Here is a 17,588-nt window from a genome sequence, read left to right as displayed (position 1 = left end):
ATTAAATGATTCCCTCACGAACGAGGTCGTGCAGATGCAACATCCCGACATATCTGCCCTCGCGCGTTGCGGGTAATTGTGTTATATCGTGTTGCCGCATCAGCTCCAGGGCCTGGACGGCGAGTTCGTCTTCGTCAATTGTTTTGGGATCTGATGAAAGGATGTCCGCAGCTTTGAGCGGATCTACATCTGCGTATCGCTGCAGCATACGGCGTATGTCGCCATCGGTGATAATTCCCAGCAAATCGTCTTTCTCATTCAGTACCGCAGTTGCTCCGAGGCGTTTGCCCGATATCTCCATGATCACCTCACGGATGGTGCTTCCGGGGCGAACGACCGGAACCTCATTCATCCGGATCAGATCCTTTACCCTTAAGTATAATTTTTTACCAAGCGCGCCGCCGGGATGATAACGTGCGAAATCCTTTCCGGAAAATCCTTTCAAGCGTAGCAGGCATACCGCGAGTGCATCTCCCATTACCATCTGCGCAGTGGTGCTGGTGGTGGGAGCAAGGTTATTGGGACATGCTTCTTTTTCCACCGTGCAGTTGATCCAGATATCGGCCTCCCGGGCAAGGTAGCCGTGTTCGTTACCGCATAGTGCAATTACCGGATTACCGAAATTCCGGATCACCGGAACCAGAAATTTAATCTCGGCACTTTCACCGCTTTTACTGATGATCATAACCACATCGTCTTCCTGCACCATTCCCAGATCTCCGTGAATAGCATCGGCAGCGTGCATATACAATGCCGGAGTACCCGTGGAATTCATTGTTGCCACAATCTTCTGAGCAATGATGGCGCTCTTTCCGATACCTGAAATAACCAGTCGACCTTTTGAATGGTGAATCGTATGAACTGCTTCGGCGAAAGCATCATTAGCAAAGGCAGCCAACGCGGCAACCGAAACTGCCTGTAATTCTATAGACTCGAGGGCATGCCGGATTACCTGATCTTTTGAAAACATATCGCGAAGTTAGGGCCGGGACTTATATCAAAAAGCAAAGAAAAAGTGGTATTTTAGGGGATCAGACTTATCCGTTTACAGATGAATGTACGTCAGACTTTATACCCTTTTATTGTAGTTGCCCTGTTGCTGGCTGTTGCGTGTCACAGCAGCCGCCCGCTTACTTATGAAGATAACAAGGTGTACAACGACGATAGTACGATTGAGATGAAATCTGTGGAAAGAAAGTCGAAAATGCCTTTTGATACAAGCGCTCCTGTTCCCAGGCGCGTTCCCGCTGAACAGTCCCGGTAATACCGCAATAAAGCTATTTGCGCTTTACCAGCGCTGAAAGCGGGTATTTCAGATTATTAAACTCCATCATATCGACTTTGATTGAACCGACGATAATAGGGCTGGATATACGGACAGGTATATGGTTGGCATCGTCCGTCACCCAAACCGTCATCTTTTCCCCTCCTTTAAAAATGGTTCCTTTGATCAGTAATGGTGCTATTTTAATTGCATTGAACGTACCATATTTAGTTTCGATCTTTTCTTTCCCCAGATAGCGGATATACAGATCGTAGACCTGATCATCGAGGAACATGGAGAACGGAATCTTAGCTCCGGGCTTGTATCGTGCATAGTCGATATTGCGCGCAAAATAGATAGCCGACAGAACATCCTGGGTGCATTTCGGTATATTGTAAGTACCATTCGTTGATGTGGCTTTCCCGGCATTATGGTTGAAATTGACATAGTTGGTGAATTTCACACCGCCTTCGTCCACATTACGCACAAAGCGTTTAGGCAGCAATGTTTCCCTGTCCAGAAACGTTTCGTATTTATCCCGCACCTTAAAGAACCAGTCGTAACTGCTGAGTGTTTTTCCCGTACCTGCGATATGGTATACCTTTTCATCGCTGATAGTGGCGCTGCCGATGGTAAATTCCGCATCGCCGGCATGGATCCAGAACGGAGACATGTTATAATAGACTTTGAAAAGCAAACGCTCCCCTTCGCGGAAACTGTAATTACTGATATGGCAGAAGTCGTCCTGGGCCTGAGCCTCCGCCGACCATAATACCATTGTTGCCACGAGTAAAGTATGCAGTATCCGATTCATGCCTGGTACAATTTATATGCTGAGACCGATCTGGAACCCAGAGGTTTGATCTCCCATTGCAAAAAAACAAATTACTTCCGTTAACCCGGCGGCCGTTAGGTTAAAGAATACTGAACAAACCCCGGAAGGTGGCTCCGCAATACCCCGACATTTTTAGATACTTTTGTACCTGTGGCAAAGAAGATATTGCAAAATGCGCCTGAAATCATCCTGGGTATCGACCCCGGAACACTGGTAATGGGATACGGGCTGATCGCTGTGGAGGGTAACCGCACTTCTCTTGTAGAGATGGGTGTATTACAATTATCTAAGTATAAAAACCACCCGGAGCGCCTTTCACTGATCTTTCAGAAAATGGAAATGCTGATCCGGACACACCGACCTGTAGCCGTGGCTATTGAAGCGCCTTTCTTTGGAAAGAATATTCAGAGTATGCTGAAACTAGGGCGTGCGCAGGGGGTGGCAATTGCCGCGGCGATGATGCATAGCCTTGAAGCCACGGAATATGCGCCGCGAAAAATAAAGCAATCCATTACGGGCAAGGGCGGTGCTACAAAAGAACAGGTGTGGGGCATGTTGCAACGTATCCTTGATTTTGAGGAACGACCTGAATTTATGGACGCCACGGATGCGCTTGCTGTGGCTTTATGTCATCACTATCAGCGTCGTCAGGAGCTTATCCAGCCGCGTGATACGGCCGTTTTGCCCAAAAAGAAAACTGCGGGAGGTGCCAAGAACTGGGCCTCTTTCCTTGCAGAAAACCAGGACCGCATCATTTCAAAGAAGTAAGTTATGAAAAACGCATCCATCCGCCTGATCATGATCCTGGCCCTGCTCGTATCGGTGGGAATCATTATCACGCAAACCTATTGGGTGAGGCGGGCATACAATCTGCAGGAGACAGAATTCAACTTTAACGTGAATAAGGCACTGGCAAACGTTGCACAGAACGTGATGCAACTGAAAGAGGTACAGATGCCCAATTACAGCCCTGTCGAAAAAATAACCAACGATTATTACGTGGTGCAGATAAACGTCTTCGTGGAGCAGGACATCCTAAGGCATTTCCTGGAAACCGCATTTGCCCAGCAAAACATCATCACGGATTTTCAGTTCGGTCTTTACGACTGTATGAGCGAAAAGGTGAACTATAAAGGCTGGGTACATATGTCGGGCGGCGACAGGAAACCTTATACGCAAGTCGATTTTCCGAATATTAAAAGGGAGAATTATTATTTTGGTGTCTATTTCCCGCATCGTCAGCAATTACTTACTTCCCAGATGAGTATCTGGTTTATCAGTTCCGTCGTGCTTATAGCGGTTATTGCGTTCCTGGGCTACCTGCTGTTTATCATCCTGCGCCAGAAGCGGCTCAGCGATGTTCAGAAAAATTTCGTGAACAATATGACCCACGAATTGAAAACACCACTCGCTTCCATACAGATGAGTGCTTCGGTTTTACAGGATGAGCACATCATCGAAAAACCACAACGATTAAAAAGCTATGCCGACATCATTCTGAAGGAAAGCACGCAGTTGAGCGCACAGGTGGAAAGGGTACTGCAAATGGCACAATCCGAGAAAGGAAGGATGCTGTTGCATAAAGAAACCGTGATATGGCAGGAAATCATCGTAAAGGTGCGGGACAGCTTCGAAAACATGGTGGAAGCAAGGGGCGGAAAAATCGATCTTGTAATGCCGGAGCAACCCGTACGATTTTACGGGGATTTGCTGCACCTTACCAATATGCTGCGTAACCTGGTGGACAATGCGATCAAATACTGTGAATCTGCGCCCGAGATCGTCATCAGCCTGAAAGCGGAGAAACGAAAAATACTTGTAAGTGTACAGGACAATGGTATCGGGATCGAAAAAAAATACCACCGCCATCTGTTTAAGAAATTCTACCGGATTCCAACAGGTAACGTACACAATGTGAAGGGTTTCGGTTTGGGATTAAATTACGTGATGAGTATAGCCCGCATACATCATGGTAACGTTTCGTTTACAAGTGAGTGGTCAAAAGGCGCTATATTTACCCTGACATTCCCGCTTAATCACGCTTAAAACACGTCCCCGCCGATGACACCATCCAGCAAAGCCAAAGTGCTGTTAGTAGAAGACGACGCGTCTATCGCCTTTATCGTTAAGGATAACCTGGAAGACCGTGGCTACGAGGTAGTATATTGTGTCGACGGTGAAACAGGTTGGCAGCAGTTTATGCGGAATAACTTCGACATCTGTCTGCTGGATGTGATGTTACCCAAAAAAGACGGACTGGCGCTTGCGGCACAGATCAGGAAAAAAAATGAGACCGTCCCCATCCTCATGCTGACAGCGTTGGGAAGTGATGAATCTAAAATAGCAGGATTCCAGAAAGGAATTGATGACTACATAACCAAACCATTCAATATACAGGAGTTACTGCTCCGTATGGAGGTATTTCTGAAACGCACACAGAAAAAATCTGAGCCTATGGAAGAACCCGTTCCGATAGGCAATCTGTTCTTCGATTTCAGAAATCTTCAATTGAAAAATGAACATGAAACGATCCAGTTGACACAAAGAGAGGCGGAATTGTTCCGGTATTTTTATCAGAACAAGAACACCGTCCTGAAACGTGAAGATATCCTGACTAAAATCTGGGGAAAAGATGACTATTTCCTCGGACGCAGTATGGATGTATTTATCACCAAACTCAGAAAATACATTAAAGGCCAACCAGGGATTGAGATTCAGACGATTCACGGTGTTGGTTTTAAAATGATAGTTAGCTAGTATCCAAATCATCTTTACCCATATGAAGTTATTTTACTCATTACTTTTCGGCGGTTTGCTGATTATGTCCTGCCGCACAGCGGAACAACAGAAGAAAGCATACATGCGCCATACATTTCATGCGATAAAGAAAGCGCTGGACAATGCGGAAGTAAGCAGCCTGAGTGATTCCGTACGCGTGATATTTCCATCGAACATTATGTTCGGCTTCGACAGCGCCATTATCAAAGCAGAGTTGCAACCGTCGCTGCATCGCTTTGCAAAAGCGATCAATAAATTTGATAAAACAGCCGTGCTGATTTCCGGCTATACCGACAATATAGGAGATGACAGCTATAATGAGCGCCTGTCTGCGCAAAGAGCAGATACGGCTAAGAGTGCGCTGATCAGGAATGCCGTGGATCCTGTGCGGATCAGTACCTGGGGAATGGGTAAAAGGCATCCTGTGGCGGATAATGCTACCGAAGAAGGAAGAGCGAAGAACCGCCGGGTGGAGTTTATTATCCTGTATGAAGCTAAAAAATAGTTTCAGACGGTAATAAACTGATCTTTAAAAGCCGCGATCCTGCAATCGGATTGCGGCTTTCTGTTTTTGAAAATTTTTGGATCGTGGTTCACTAAAAATCGCTTACTTTTGCACCTCGGGCGTTGAGCCCGATTTTTGTATCTGCACATCGCAGTACAGTCTGCTCAGCGCGTCGACACAGATTTTTACTCCTTATATATATGCCGCGCGACAATTCCATCAAAACCGTTCTCATTATCGGCTCCGGGCCAATTATTATCGGACAAGCCTGCGAATTCGACTATTCAGGATCCCAGGCCGCACGCAGTTTGCGTGAAGAAGGTATCAAAACGATACTGATCAACTCCAATCCGGCGACGATTATGACAGATCCTATCGTTGCTGATAAAGTGTATCTGCTGCCGCTCAACGCAGAAAGTATTGAAAAAATCCTGGAAGAAAACCAGATCGATGCCGTATTGCCAACCATGGGTGGACAAACGGCGCTGAACCTCTGTAAAGAAGCAGATGAGCTGGGACTTTGGGAAAAATACAATGTGCGCCTGATCGGTGTGGATATCAAAGCGATCGACAAGGCAGAAGACCGTGATCTGTTCCGCAACTGGATGATTGAAATGGGAATCCAGGTTGCACCGGCCAGGGTAGCCAACTCAATGCTGGAAGGAAAAGAGTTTGCTCAGGAAATCGGAATTCCGCTCGTGATCCGTCCGTCCTTCACTCTCGGAGGAACCGGAGGCGGATTCGTAAAGCATAAAGATGAGCTGGAAGCGGCACTGGAAGCGGGTTTGAAAGCTTCTCCGATTCATGAAGTACTGGTAGAAAAGGCCGTACTGGGATGGAAAGAGTTCGAATTGGAGCTCCTGCGCGACTCCGCTGATAATGTGGTGATCATCTGTACCGTCGAAAACTTCGACCCGATGGGCATCCATACCGGCGACAGTATCACGGTGGCTCCGGCGATGACCCTCAGCGACACGGCTTTCCAGCTGATGCGCAATACGGCAATCGATATGATGCGCGATCTCGGCAACTTTGCCGGAGGCTGTAATGTTCAGTTTGCCCTGAACCCGGAAACAGAAGAAATCATTGCGATCGAGATCAACCCCCGCGTAAGCCGCTCTTCGGCGCTCGCTTCCAAAGCTACGGGTTACCCGATCGCGAAAATTGCGGCCAAACTCGCAATCGGCTATAATCTCGACGAACTCAAAAACCAGATCACACAAACAACCTCCGCTTACTTTGAGCCGGCACTGGACTATGTGATTGTGAAGATCCCACGCTGGAACTTCGATAAATTTAAAGGAGCAGACGATACACTGGGACTACAGATGAAATCTGTGGGCGAAGTAATGGCCATCGGACGCACCTTCACCGAAGCATTACAGAAAGCCTGTCAAAGCCTGGAAAATAATGCAACCGGACTTACCTCTATCAGCAGCAGCCAGAAAAGACCGGAAGAGCTGATCGAATACCTGAAACGACCTACATGGGACCGTATCTTCCGTATCCGCGAGGCCATTGCAGCAGGAGTTTCCATCAAAACCATCCGCGAGCTTACGCAGATCGACAGGTGGTTCCTCTACCAGATACAGGATATCGTAAACTTCGAAAATAAACTTAAAGAATACAAAAGCCTCGATAAAATACCGGCTGATGATCTCTGGCAGGCAAAGCGTATGGGTTTCAGTGATGAACAGATAGCCGGTCTCATGAAAGACAGCGATGCTGAAGCGGTGTACGAGCGTCGTAAAGAGCTGGGCATCCGCCGTGTCTACAAAATGGTAGACACCTGCAGCGCCGAATTTGAAGCAAAAACCCCTTATTTCTACAGCTCTTTTGAAACCCCTGCGGAAACGGCACTTTCAGGCGGACTGACGCAGAATGAAAGCGTGACCGGCGGTGACAAGAAAAAAATCATCGTGCTCGGCAGCGGCCCTAACCGCATCGGACAGGGGATTGAATTCGACTACTGCTGTACACACGGATTGATGGCTATCAAAGAAGCCGGCTACGAATCCATCATGGTAAACTGTAACCCGGAAACTGTATCAACAGACTTCGATATCGCCGATAAGCTTTACTTCGAGCCGGTGTACTGGGAACATCTCTGGGAAATCATTGAGCATGAACAACCGGAAGGTGTGATTGTGCAGCTGGGCGGACAAACTGCGCTCAAGCTTGCGAAGAAACTGGAAGAAAAAGGTATCAGAATCATCGGTACCTCTTTCGACAATATGGATATCGCAGAGGACCGCGGACGATTCTCTGACCTGCTGCGCGACCTGAATATTCCTTATCCGCAGTACGGAACCGCCTATACCACCGACGATGCGATCGAAGTGGCCAACCAGGTAGGTTATCCGGTGCTGGTGCGCCCATCTTATGTACTGGGAGGCCAACGTATGCGGATCGTGATCAATGACGACGAACTGGAAAAAAGTGTGGTAAGTCTGCTGAAACATCTGCCCGGCAATAAGATCCTGATCGACCATTTCCTGGATCGCTGCCAGGAAGCCGAAATTGATGCGATCTGCGACGGAGAGGATGTGCACATCATGGGCATCATGGAGCATATAGAACCGGCAGGAATTCACAGCGGGGACAGTCACTCTGTACTGCCGGTATTCAACCTTCCTCCGATGGTAGTCGAAGAAATGTCTGAAATTGCGAAAAAAATTGCCAGAAGCCTGAATATCCGCGGTCTGATCAATATCCAGTATGCGATCAAAGATGGCAAGGTGTATGTGATCGAAGCAAATCCGCGCGCGAGCCGTACCACACCATTCATCGCAAAAGCCTACGGAGTTCCTTACCTGAATATCGCGACGAGGGTGATGCTCGGTGCAAAACTGAAAGACTTCAAAATAGAAAAGAATCTGGAAGGTTTTGCGGTAAAAGAGCCGGTATTCTCCTTCAATAAATTCCCGAATGTGAATAAGGAACTCGGACCGGAAATGAAGAGCACCGGTGAAGCGATCCGCTTTATCAAAAACCTGCGCGACCCATGGTTCCGCAACCTGTATAAGGAGCGCAGTATGCACCTGAGTAAGTAAAGTTTAGTTTCAATAAAAACGCCCGCATGAATTACATGCGGGCGTTTTCTTTTGGTAGTGAAAAAATTACTGCAGGTTAAAAATATGCACAGATTGGTCTTTATAGGTTTGGTACGAAGGCTGGTCTGATTTCGCTTTGTCAGAAACAAGTACTACCTGTGTATCGCTGATAAAGGAGATTCCTTCAATATTCGCATACAGGAAATTAGTACCGGCGCCCACTACCCCCGAACTGCTTCCTTTAGGCAATTCATAAGCCGTACCACCGGTAATCGACCAGGAACTGGTGCTCAATGTACCAACCCAGAACTGACCATCTTCCTGAGACGTGATCGCTATCTTGTTACCATAGAGCGTGATGTCGGAATAATCACTGAAGGTAACGGAAGCAGGCAGGGTTATCTCCGTAACGAATTCCCATTTCGTGCTGGTCTTTTTCAATACCGGAATTTTGCCGGTGCCTTCCACCAGACCTAAGATATAATCATCTCCTCCCCTGTTGAGCCAGGCAATGCCCTCAAAACCTTTATTGCTGTTGGCAGATGTGAAATAATATTCAGCCCAGAGACTGCTCTGATAATTCATATCTGCATCATATTCACGTATTCTCGGCTGGTAGGAGCCATTATGACTTACCGCTTCCTCGGCAACAAAGAAGTTAGGAGTATTCCAGCTGTCGTAGGTAATAGCTTCAAATCCGGAGTCACCCGAACCGGAGCTGAGCATGGTGTTGTCGGAACTGTTGACCGGCAAAGTGCTTTTGATCTTTGCAATTTTGTACCGGTTGTCGCATACAACATAGAAATAACCATTCAGGTAATAAACACCGCTTGCTTCAAAGTTGTCGGAACTGTTGTAACCAGGCATCAGCTTATACACTTTCGCTTCGGCAACGGGAGCGCCGAGCACAGTAGCTCCTGATATCTTTTGTGTGGAAGTGCCCGAGGGCTGTGGTACAATAATCGCACTCTCTTTTTTAGAGCAGGATGCGCAAAGCATCAGTGCGGATAACGCTGTAGTAAGCGCGTAAGCAGGCTTTTTCATTTATAACGATTTGTGCCAAAAATACCCGCAGCACATTACCGGTCTGTGACACCTGTATTAAACCTGTATTACTCCCTATAGGCGGTTAGAGGTTGTGGGAATAGGACTACCTGAGCGACGAAAGGAGCATTTCAGCAGTGTCGGATACTTTCCGTAAATTCGGTCAACACCAGGCTATGAAAGATCTATTCTCTACAAATGCTGCTCTGTATGCACAGTTCCGGCCTCATTATCCGGATGAACTGTTCCGCTTTATTTATGCGCAGCTTGAAAATCACGAATCGGCATGGGATGTGGGAACGGGGAACGGACAGATCGCGGCGAAACTGGCCCGCCATTTTACAACCGTGCTGGCAACCGATATAAGCGATAAGCAACTTGCTGAGGCAAGCCGTTTACCCAATATACAATACCGCAAACAAGCCGCAGAAGCAGTGTTTTCAGAGCAGGAGAACTTCGATCTCATTATCAGTGCACAGGCAATACATTGGTTCGACTTTCCCTCGTTCTATGCACGCGTATATGAACACCTGAAACCGAAAGGATTGCTCGCTGCAACAGGTTACGGATTAATCGGATGTAAGGATGAGCAATTTAACGGCGCTATCCGGCATTTGTATTACGATTTATTGGGGAATTGCTGGGATCCTGAACGTAAGTATATAGATGATGCATATAAGACAATTCCCTTTCCCTTCCGGGAAATCAGCTGTCCTCACTTCGCTATTGCGGAACAATGGACGGCAAACCGTTTATGTGCCTATCTGGAAACCTGGTCTGCGGTAAATCACTATAAAGAGCGCTACGAAAAAGATCCTTTGGCGTCCATCAGGCAGATGGCATCGGCAGTTGATCCGGAGGTTTTGTACGACTTTGAATTCCCGGTATTTGTCCGCGCCGGCTTCGCAATACGGTAATTGAATCTCAAACATGAACCTGATTAATAACAAACGCCCCGCTTCAGGCAGGGCGTTTGTTTAAAATATCATTCAGGAAGATTCTAGTGCTCTTCTTCTCCCGGACGCAGCGGCGTGGTTTGCGGGATGAAGTCGTTACCGTTACCATCTTCACGGTAGTCGTAAGCCCAGCGATGCACTTCAGGAATATCACCTTCCCAGTTACCATGACCCGGATTGATCGGAGTCGTCCATTCGAGTGTGGTCGCATTCCATGGGTTCTGAGTAGTTACTTTACGGCCTTTCCAGATGCTGGCGAAGAAGTTGTACACGAACAGTAATTGACCGAAGAATACAACGATTACCACAACACTGATGAAAGAGTTCAGGGTACCGAAGTTTTTGAAAGACTCCCATGCGCTGTAATCGTAATAACGGCGAGGCATACCGGCGATACCTTCGTAGTGCATTGGCCAGAAGATCAGGTAAGCACCGATGAATGTAATAAAGAAGTGGATGTATGCCAGAGGTCTGTTCATGAAGCGTCCGAACATTTTCGGATACCAGTGGTAGATACCGGCAAACATACCGAAGAATGCAGACACACCCATTACAATATGGAAGTGGGCAATTACAAAGTAAGTGTCGTGCAGGTGAATATCCAGAGCAGAGTTACCCAGGAAGATACCCGTAAGACCACCGGAAATGAACAGGGATACGAATCCGAGCGCAAACATCATCGGAGGAGTAAAGCGGATATTACCGCGCCAGATGGTGGTCAGCCAGTTGAACACTTTTACAGCGGAAGGAACCGCGATCAGCAATGTCAACAGTACGAAGATAGATCCGAGGAAAGGGCTCATACCGGTCACGAACATATGGTGCGCCCATACGAGGAACGCGAGGAGCGTAATCCCTACCATAGAAATGATCATCGCAAAATAACCGAAGATCGGCTTGCGGCTGTGTGTCGACAGGATTTCGGAAGCCATTCCCATTCCCGGCAACATGATGATGTATACTTCAGGGTGACCCAGGAACCAGAACAAGTGCTGATACAGGATAGCAGAACCACCAACATTCGGCAGCGCTTTACCACCGATAAAGATTTCAGAAAGATAGAAAGAAGTACCGAAGCCGCGATCGAAGATCAGCAGTACGAAACCTGATACCAGTACAGGGAATGAAAGGATACCCAATACGGCGGTGAAGAACAGCGCCCACATAGTCAAAGGCATACGCGTAAGCGACATACCTTTCGTACGCATGTTCAGAATAGTGGAAACATAGTTCAGACTACCCAGCAGGGAAGACACCACGAACAACACCATGCTCACCAGCCAGAGATCCATACCGAGACCCGAACCCAAAGAAGCCTCTTTAAGTGCACTCAGCGGAGGATAAGTTGTCCAGCCTCCTGATGCAGGACCAGTCTGAATGAACAGGGAAATAAACATGATGATACCGGCAACGAAGAAAAACCAGTAAGAAAGCATGTTCATAAACGGAGATGCCATATCACGCGCACCTACCTGCAGTGGAATAAGCAGGTTCGAGAAAGTACCGCTCAGACCAGCTGTCAATACGAAGAATACAAGGATTGTACCATGCATTGTTACCAACGCATAATAGAATTCAGGACTCAGTTTTCCACCTTTAGCCCACTCGCCCAGGAATTTCTCCATAATCGGGAAAGTCTTGTCCGGGAAACCGAGCTGTAAACGGAAGAAAACAGACATCAATGCACCGATAATAGCCCAGATGATACCTGTGATCAGGAATTGCTTGGCAATAACCTTATGATCCTGACTGAAGATATATTTAGTAATAAAGTGCTGCTCATGATGCTCGTGCGCATGACCGTGGTGTTCATCATGTGCGTGTGCTGTATGCGCGTCGTGTACTAATGCTTCGTTGCTCATTTTTTTAAAAATCTTATTTGTATGCGAACATCTTCGAAAGATGTAAAAATTAATTTGCTTCGGTTACGATTGATTATTTAACAGCTACTGTAGCCTCTGCCTTTTTAGTTGTGTCAGTTGCAGGAGCTGCATTTTGAGGCGCAAAGTAAGGAGCCTGAGCCGCAAACCATTTGTTGTATTCCTCCTGCGTTTCTACGATGATCGTTCCGCGCATGGAATAGTGCCCTTTACCACACATCTGATCACAGGAAATTTCATAAACGAAATTCGGATTCTTGGTGATCTTCTTCATCTCAGCAGTGGTTACTGTAGGAGTGAACCACATTGTAGTGGTGATACCCGGTACCGCATCCATTTTCATACGGAAATGCGGCAAACCCACATCGTGAATCACATCACGGGAGCCGATGATCAATTTAACCGGCTTACCCACAACCAGATGCATTTCCCCGTTCTGAGCGACGATATCATCTGCACTTGCAGGATCCTTGTCATCCATACCCAGTACGTTGGTTGCATCATTGATGTTACGGTAATCACGTTTACCAAACACTTTGTCTTTACCTGAATAGCGAACGATCCAGTTGAACTGCTTACCGACGATTTCCACTACTTCAGACTCCGCAGGAGCAGCGCCTGTCATAACGCCCCAGTTGCGCAAGCCGATCACAACCAGAACGGCCATCACGATAGCCGGTACAGTGGTCCAGATCAACTCCAGCTTATTGTTGTGCGCCAGGAAGTACGAAGATTTATGGCTCTCTGTTGATTTGTATTTAAATGCAAACCAGAACAGCAGTGTATGCGTTATCAGGAATACAATACCGGTAACAGCAAGAGTCACCACAAACATCATATCATAAGACTCACCTTGCTTGGATGCTGAGATCGGCAGCAACAAATCTTTCAGATTGGTATGGCAATACCAGATTCCGTAAAGTCCGCAAAGGAAAAACGCAACAAGCAAAGACGCCATTACCACGTTTGTCTTTTTCTGACGCTCAGACTCCGAACTACGCAATGAAGCTGCATATTCACTTGCCTGCGCGATCTGGTACACAATCATAAGCACCAGAAAAATAATTGCTACTGTTATAAATATCGACATTTTATTAAATCACTAATGTTTACAAGTATTATTTTATTTCCTGCGATAAAACGCCTCTTAGCTGATATGGATGACTGATTCTTTCAACAATGGGTTGTTATGCGGAACCAGAGATGCTTTACTCAGTGTTTTAGAAACAGAGAAGATCAACAGTCCGACGAAGCCGGCCAGCAGACCCAGTTCATACCAACCGATCTCCCAGTTTGCACCCAAAGGACCAGGCATCATCATTTGGTAAAAATCCAGCCAGTGACCGAAGATGATGATCAGTGCCATAACACAAACGGTAAAGTAGTTACGCTTGCTTGGGCGGGACATCAGAATCAGCAAAGGCATTACGAAGTTGATAATAAAATCACCGTAGAACAGGATGCTGTAAGGTCCATGCTGACGGATAATAAAGTAAGTTGTCTCTTCAGGAATATTCGCATACCAGATCAGCATGTATTGCGCAAACCACAGGTAAGTCCAGAATACAGAGATAGCGAACATGAATTTACCCAGATCGTGGATATGCTCTTTATTTACAATAGAGAGGTGACCCTGATTTTTCAGGTAAACTGTAAACAGCAGGATCATGGACATACCGCCCACAAGTGAGCTTGCGAATACATACCAGCTGAACAGGGTAGAATACCAGTGTGCATCGATGCTCATGATCCACATCCACGGAGTTGTACTCATCATAGTAAGTGCGAATACCACCAGGAAGAGCGCAGCCCATAACATGAATTTGAAATATCCTTTCGTGCTGTTTTTGGGAGCAGACTCCTGAGCGATAGACATAGCGCGGAATTTGCGTCCGAAAAAGCCCCAGAGAACAACCGTTACAATTGTAAATCCGATTACCATTCCTTTATTCAGGAAAGGTGATTTTCCTTCGAGAATAGCATCTCCGTGAGGATTCACCCAATGGAAAATAGGGTTGTGCCCGTGATGGTCTTTGAACAAAAGAATATTCAGGATGATTACCAGCGCGGCGATTCCACCGAACAACCATGCATTTGCACCGATTGATTCCGGAACACGACGGTAGGCAACAATCCAGCCGCCATGAGCCAGAGACGATGCAGCCTGAATAAATACACTGATAATTGCAAGGAATGCAAAATATACGGAGTTGTGCAGCAAACCAGCCCAGAAGCGGGTATGATCCACATCTGTAGAGTTGGCACCCAACAAGGTTACGCTTGCAGCTACTAATGCCAAAACACCAACTGCGATCAACACCAGACTGGTATTGCGTAAGCGGGCCGGTACTTCAAAACGTTCGTTCATTTCTTACTTTTTAATTAAATAGGTAATTTTTGTCTTTATACTTAAATCAGATTAGTGATGAGCAGTTTCCGCAGGTGCTGCAGGCTGTGCGCTTGCAGAATCCTTAGTGGTTGCAACAGCCGTGGCAGCCTCAGCAGTTTTACCCATCATGAACGGGGCACCCCCGTTTTCTGACTGAACTTTCTTAATGTAAGCGATCACCTGCCAGCGTTGTTTAATATCAAGCTGACTCGCATAAGAACCCATCAGGTTTTTACCGTATTTGATCGCCGCATACATTGTACCCACCGGCATTGCCTGGTACTTGGCATCCTTGAAGTTAGCCGGCATTGCAGGGAATTTACCGCTGGCATATAAAGGTCCGTTACCGTCAAGTTCTCCGCCGTGGCAGATACCGCAATAGATCATATACAAACGACCGCCTTCTTTCAGTTCAGCCTCATCGAAATGATAAGCAGTGTTGAACGTTTTGTAGGCACTTGTATCACCTTCGATCAGATGATCGGGCAAATCATGACCTACTGCCACTGTACCGGTAACCGGCACACGGCTGGTTTGTCCGTCGGCAAAATTCGGATTGCTTGTATACGCATCGTAGGCGCGGGAATAAGTCATGTCCGGAGCATAGATCTTACCGGGATTACGACGGATATTACCGCTATTACAAGACATCAAACCCATTCCTGCCAAAAGGCCTGCCAATAATATGCTTCGGGTCTTATTCATAATATCTTTTAAATCTTTACTGTTGTTTTCTTTCAAAATTTGCTTTTTCCAACCGGCGCTTATGCCAGTTCGTATGCTTCCTGCTCATCCCAACGGCCATACCACCAGCCCTCTTCAGCTACCTGAACATTCGTTTCGAGCGCTCCAGTACCTTTCAGGAATTCCAGTGCTTCCGCCTCATTTGTATGCTCGTTCAGTTCCAGAACTACTACAAAGTAATCATCTGTCTGACGAGGATGAAACACATGCTTCTTAACACCCGGCATGATCTGATTCAGGTAACAATAGGTGAGCACCATTCCTACCGCTGCAAAAAGAACGGTCAACTCGAAAGTGATCGGGATGAATGCCGGTAACGACCAATGGGGCTTACCGCCAAAATTGATGGGCCAGTCGGAAGTAAAAATCCAGGACATAAAACCAACTGCAGTGCTGGTTCCGGTAAGACCGAATATAAAACCGGCAACGTGCAGATCCGTTTCTTTCAATCCCATCGCTACGTCCAGACCGTGAACAGGGAATGGTGTGTACACATCATGCAGTTTGTAACCGCTATGGCGAACTTTTTCCACAGCAGGAAACAGTGTATCCTCCGTATCGTAGCAAGCAACTGCAAATTTCTTAATAGCCATTGTATATTATTCTATTTTGAAAGAATGAAGAGCGAATCCGTTCTCAGTTCTTCTATTTATTTAATTAGTGGTGACTGTTTTCGTGAACAAATTGCTCCAGTGATTTTTCATCTTCTTTAGCCATTTCACGCTTGTAATTATCTCCGGAAGTTTTCAGAACAAACTTGATTTCCGCGATTGCAACTACAGGGAAGTATTTTGCGAACAGGAAGAAGCATGTAAAGAACAATCCGAATGTTCCCAGGTAAAAACCAACCTCAGGCCATGTAGGGCTGTAATAAGTCCAGCTACCGGGCAGATAATCACGGTACAGGGAAGTAACGATGATTACGAAACGTTCGAACCACATACCGATGTTCACCACAATAGACATAATGAACGTAAACGGAATATTGCGGCGCAGCTTTTTGAACCAGAACAGCTGAGGAGAAACCACGTTACAGGTCATCATCGCCCAGTAGCTCCACCAGTAAGGACCGATAATACGCCAGTTGAATGCATCCTGTTCGTATACCACCTGACTGTACCATGCCATAAAGAGCTCGGTAAGGTACGCAACCCCAACGATAGATCCGGTCAGTACGATTACCTTGTTCATCGCTTCGATGTGACCCAGTGTGATGTATTCTTCCAGAGAGAGAATTTTACGCACAAGGATCAGGAGCGTTTGCACCATCGCAAATCCGGAGAAGATCGCACCCGCAACGAAGTAAGGCGGGAAGATCGTGGTATGCCAGCCCGGAATTACAGAAGTGGCGAAGTCAAAAGATACGATTGTGTGTACGGAAAGTACAAGTGGAGTGGAAAGACCTGCTAATACGAGAGAAAGGGACTCGAAACGCTGCCAGTTTTTTGCAGTACCCGTCCAGCCGAAAGATGCGAGACCATATGCGCGTTTGCGGAATTTGGTTTTAGCACGGTCGCGGATCGTTGCAAAATCAGGCACCAGACCTGAATACCAGAACAATAAAGAAACCGTGAAATAAGTAGAGATCGCGAATACGTCCCAAAGAAGCGCTGAGTTGAAGTTCGGCCAAAGCGGACCGCGTGTATTCGGATAAGGCAATACAAACATTGCATCCCATACACGGCCCATGTGGAAAATCGGGAACTGACCCGCACACATTACCGCGAAGATTGTCATCGCCTCTGCCGCGCGGTTAACGCCTGTACGCCAGCCCTGGCGGAAGATCAGCAGGATCGCAGAGATGAGGGTTCCGGCGTGACCGATACCTACCCACCATACGAAATTGGTGATATCCCAACCCCATCCTACAGTGCGGTTAATACCCCATACCCCGATACCGAAGTAAACCTCCCAGAATACGGAGAAAACACCGAAGCCCAAAAGGATAAGGGAGATGAAGAAACCGACATACCACATTTTGCCGGGCTTTTTCTCAATCGGACTTACAATATCCTCTGTTACCTGGCGGTAGGTTTTGTTACCATCTACCAGCGGCTCGCGAACTATGGATTCGTACTTTAAGTGCATAATTGCTTTTTATTTTAAGCTGTGGCTTTTTCTGTGCCACTTCTGAAATTAT

At 46.8% G+C, this 17,588-nt stretch carries 16 protein-coding genes; 7 read left to right on the top strand and 9 right to left on the bottom strand.

Annotated elements, in window-relative coordinates:
* Position 1: 1 nt before the first annotated feature.
* Positions 2 to 970, bottom strand: coding sequence for a KpsF/GutQ family sugar-phosphate isomerase (locus ABD846_RS03675; protein ID WP_344822774.1), 969 nt, complete (start codon positions 968 to 970; stop codon positions 2 to 4).
* A gap of 81 nt (positions 971 to 1,051) precedes the next feature.
* Between ABD846_RS03675 and ABD846_RS03670 the strand changes: the two genes are divergently transcribed.
* Positions 1,052 to 1,264, top strand: coding sequence for a hypothetical protein (locus tag ABD846_RS03670; protein ID WP_344822773.1), 213 nt, complete (start codon positions 1,052 to 1,054; stop codon positions 1,262 to 1,264).
* A gap of 13 nt (positions 1,265 to 1,277) precedes the next feature.
* Here ABD846_RS03670 and ABD846_RS03665 read toward each other — a convergent pair whose 3' ends face one another.
* Entirely contained in the window at positions 1,278 to 2,078 is an 801-nt protein-coding gene (locus tag ABD846_RS03665) for a DUF3108 domain-containing protein (RefSeq protein WP_344822771.1), read from the bottom strand.
* Between the two features lie 171 nt (positions 2,079 to 2,249).
* On the opposite strand from ABD846_RS03665, the gene ruvC reads away from it, so the two are divergent.
* The 5 genes from ruvC (at position 2,250) to carB (ending at position 8,435) form a co-directional block, all read left to right on the top strand.
* Positions 2,250 to 2,867 carry a crossover junction endodeoxyribonuclease RuvC gene (gene ruvC, locus ABD846_RS03660; RefSeq protein WP_344822769.1) on the top strand — a complete coding sequence of 206 codons (618 nt, stop codon included), beginning with the start codon at positions 2,250 to 2,252 and terminating at the stop codon, positions 2,865 to 2,867.
* A 3-nt stretch (positions 2,868 to 2,870) separates the two neighbouring features.
* Positions 2,871 to 4,145 (top strand): sensor histidine kinase, encoded by a 1,275-nt coding sequence (locus ABD846_RS03655; protein ID WP_344822768.1) that lies wholly within the window; start codon positions 2,871 to 2,873, stop codon positions 4,143 to 4,145.
* A 15-nt stretch (positions 4,146 to 4,160) separates the two neighbouring features.
* Positions 4,161 to 4,856 (top strand): response regulator transcription factor, encoded by a 696-nt coding sequence (locus ABD846_RS03650; protein ID WP_344822766.1) that lies wholly within the window; start codon positions 4,161 to 4,163, stop codon positions 4,854 to 4,856.
* A gap of 22 nt (positions 4,857 to 4,878) precedes the next feature.
* Positions 4,879 to 5,382, top strand: a complete 504-nt coding sequence (locus tag ABD846_RS03645) for an OmpA family protein (RefSeq protein WP_344822764.1) — start codon at positions 4,879 to 4,881, stop codon at positions 5,380 to 5,382.
* Positions 5,383 to 5,582: 200 nt separating this feature from the next.
* A complete protein-coding gene (carB, locus tag ABD846_RS03640; protein ID WP_344822763.1) occupies positions 5,583 to 8,435 on the top strand; it encodes a carbamoyl-phosphate synthase large subunit in 2,853 nt (950 codons plus the stop codon).
* Between the two features lie 66 nt (positions 8,436 to 8,501).
* On the opposite strand, the gene ABD846_RS03635 is transcribed toward carB, so the two are convergent.
* Complete coding sequence (locus ABD846_RS03635; protein ID WP_344822762.1) at positions 8,502 to 9,479, bottom strand: esterase-like activity of phytase family protein; 978 nt, start codon at positions 9,477 to 9,479, stop codon at positions 8,502 to 8,504.
* A gap of 176 nt (positions 9,480 to 9,655) precedes the next feature.
* Between ABD846_RS03635 and ABD846_RS03630 the strand changes: the two genes are divergently transcribed.
* Complete coding sequence (locus tag ABD846_RS03630; protein WP_344822760.1) at positions 9,656 to 10,396, top strand: class I SAM-dependent methyltransferase; 741 nt, start codon at positions 9,656 to 9,658, stop codon at positions 10,394 to 10,396.
* Between the two features lie 83 nt (positions 10,397 to 10,479).
* Here ABD846_RS03630 and ABD846_RS03625 read toward each other — a convergent pair whose 3' ends face one another.
* The 6 genes from ABD846_RS03625 to nrfD form a co-directional block, all read right to left on the bottom strand.
* A complete protein-coding gene (locus ABD846_RS03625; RefSeq protein ID WP_344822759.1) occupies positions 10,480 to 12,297 on the bottom strand; it encodes a cytochrome c oxidase subunit I in 1,818 nt (605 codons plus the stop codon).
* A 73-nt stretch (positions 12,298 to 12,370) separates the two neighbouring features.
* Positions 12,371 to 13,405 (bottom strand): cytochrome c oxidase subunit II, encoded by a 1,035-nt coding sequence (locus ABD846_RS03620; protein ID WP_344822757.1) that lies wholly within the window; start codon positions 13,403 to 13,405, stop codon positions 12,371 to 12,373.
* 57 nt (positions 13,406 to 13,462) lie between these two features.
* Complete coding sequence (locus ABD846_RS03615; protein WP_344822755.1) at positions 13,463 to 14,683, bottom strand: quinol:cytochrome C oxidoreductase; 1,221 nt, start codon at positions 14,681 to 14,683, stop codon at positions 13,463 to 13,465.
* A gap of 51 nt (positions 14,684 to 14,734) precedes the next feature.
* Positions 14,735 to 15,409: a c-type cytochrome gene (locus ABD846_RS03610; protein ID WP_344822754.1), complete on the bottom strand. Its 675-nt coding sequence runs from the start codon at positions 15,407 to 15,409 to the stop codon at positions 14,735 to 14,737.
* A gap of 59 nt (positions 15,410 to 15,468) precedes the next feature.
* Positions 15,469 to 16,041, bottom strand: coding sequence for a DUF3341 domain-containing protein (locus tag ABD846_RS03605; RefSeq protein WP_344822752.1), 573 nt, complete (start codon positions 16,039 to 16,041; stop codon positions 15,469 to 15,471).
* Between the two features lie 64 nt (positions 16,042 to 16,105).
* Positions 16,106 to 17,536: an NrfD/PsrC family molybdoenzyme membrane anchor subunit gene (gene nrfD, locus ABD846_RS03600; RefSeq protein WP_344822751.1), complete on the bottom strand. Its 1,431-nt coding sequence runs from the start codon at positions 17,534 to 17,536 to the stop codon at positions 16,106 to 16,108.
* Positions 17,537 to 17,588 lie beyond the last annotated feature (52 nt).

This window comes from Rurimicrobium arvi, assembly GCF_039540495.1.
Lineage (GTDB): Bacteria > Bacteroidota > Bacteroidia > Chitinophagales > Chitinophagaceae > Rurimicrobium > Rurimicrobium arvi.
The sequence above is the reverse complement of the archived record's forward strand: the minus strand, read 5'-3'. Positions and strand labels throughout refer to the sequence as shown.

Coding starts and splice junctions, on each gene's coding strand:
- ABD846_RS03675 (WP_344822774.1), bottom strand. CDS start 970: ATGTTTTCAAAAGATCAGGTAATCCGGCATGCCCTCGAGTCTATAGAA.
- ABD846_RS03670 (WP_344822773.1), top strand. CDS start 1,052: ATGAATGTACGTCAGACTTTATACCCTTTTATTGTAGTTGCCCTGTTG.
- ABD846_RS03665 (WP_344822771.1), bottom strand. CDS start 2,078: ATGAATCGGATACTGCATACTTTACTCGTGGCAACAATGGTATTATGG.
- ABD846_RS03655 (WP_344822768.1), top strand. CDS start 2,871: ATGAAAAACGCATCCATCCGCCTGATCATGATCCTGGCCCTGCTCGTA.
- ABD846_RS03650 (WP_344822766.1), top strand. CDS start 4,161: ATGACACCATCCAGCAAAGCCAAAGTGCTGTTAGTAGAAGACGACGCG.
- ABD846_RS03645 (WP_344822764.1), top strand. CDS start 4,879: ATGAAGTTATTTTACTCATTACTTTTCGGCGGTTTGCTGATTATGTCC.
- carB (WP_344822763.1), top strand. CDS start 5,583: ATGCCGCGCGACAATTCCATCAAAACCGTTCTCATTATCGGCTCCGGG.
- ABD846_RS03635 (WP_344822762.1), bottom strand. CDS start 9,479: ATGAAAAAGCCTGCTTACGCGCTTACTACAGCGTTATCCGCACTGATG.
- ABD846_RS03630 (WP_344822760.1), top strand. CDS start 9,656: ATGAAAGATCTATTCTCTACAAATGCTGCTCTGTATGCACAGTTCCGG.
- ABD846_RS03625 (WP_344822759.1), bottom strand. CDS start 12,297: ATGAGCAACGAAGCATTAGTACACGACGCGCATACAGCACACGCACAT.
- ABD846_RS03620 (WP_344822757.1), bottom strand. CDS start 13,405: ATGTCGATATTTATAACAGTAGCAATTATTTTTCTGGTGCTTATGATT.
- ABD846_RS03615 (WP_344822755.1), bottom strand. CDS start 14,683: ATGAACGAACGTTTTGAAGTACCGGCCCGCTTACGCAATACCAGTCTG.
- ABD846_RS03610 (WP_344822754.1), bottom strand. CDS start 15,409: ATGAATAAGACCCGAAGCATATTATTGGCAGGCCTTTTGGCAGGAATG.
- ABD846_RS03605 (WP_344822752.1), bottom strand. CDS start 16,041: ATGGCTATTAAGAAATTTGCAGTTGCTTGCTACGATACGGAGGATACA.
- nrfD (WP_344822751.1), bottom strand. CDS start 17,536: ATGCACTTAAAGTACGAATCCATAGTTCGCGAGCCGCTGGTAGATGGT.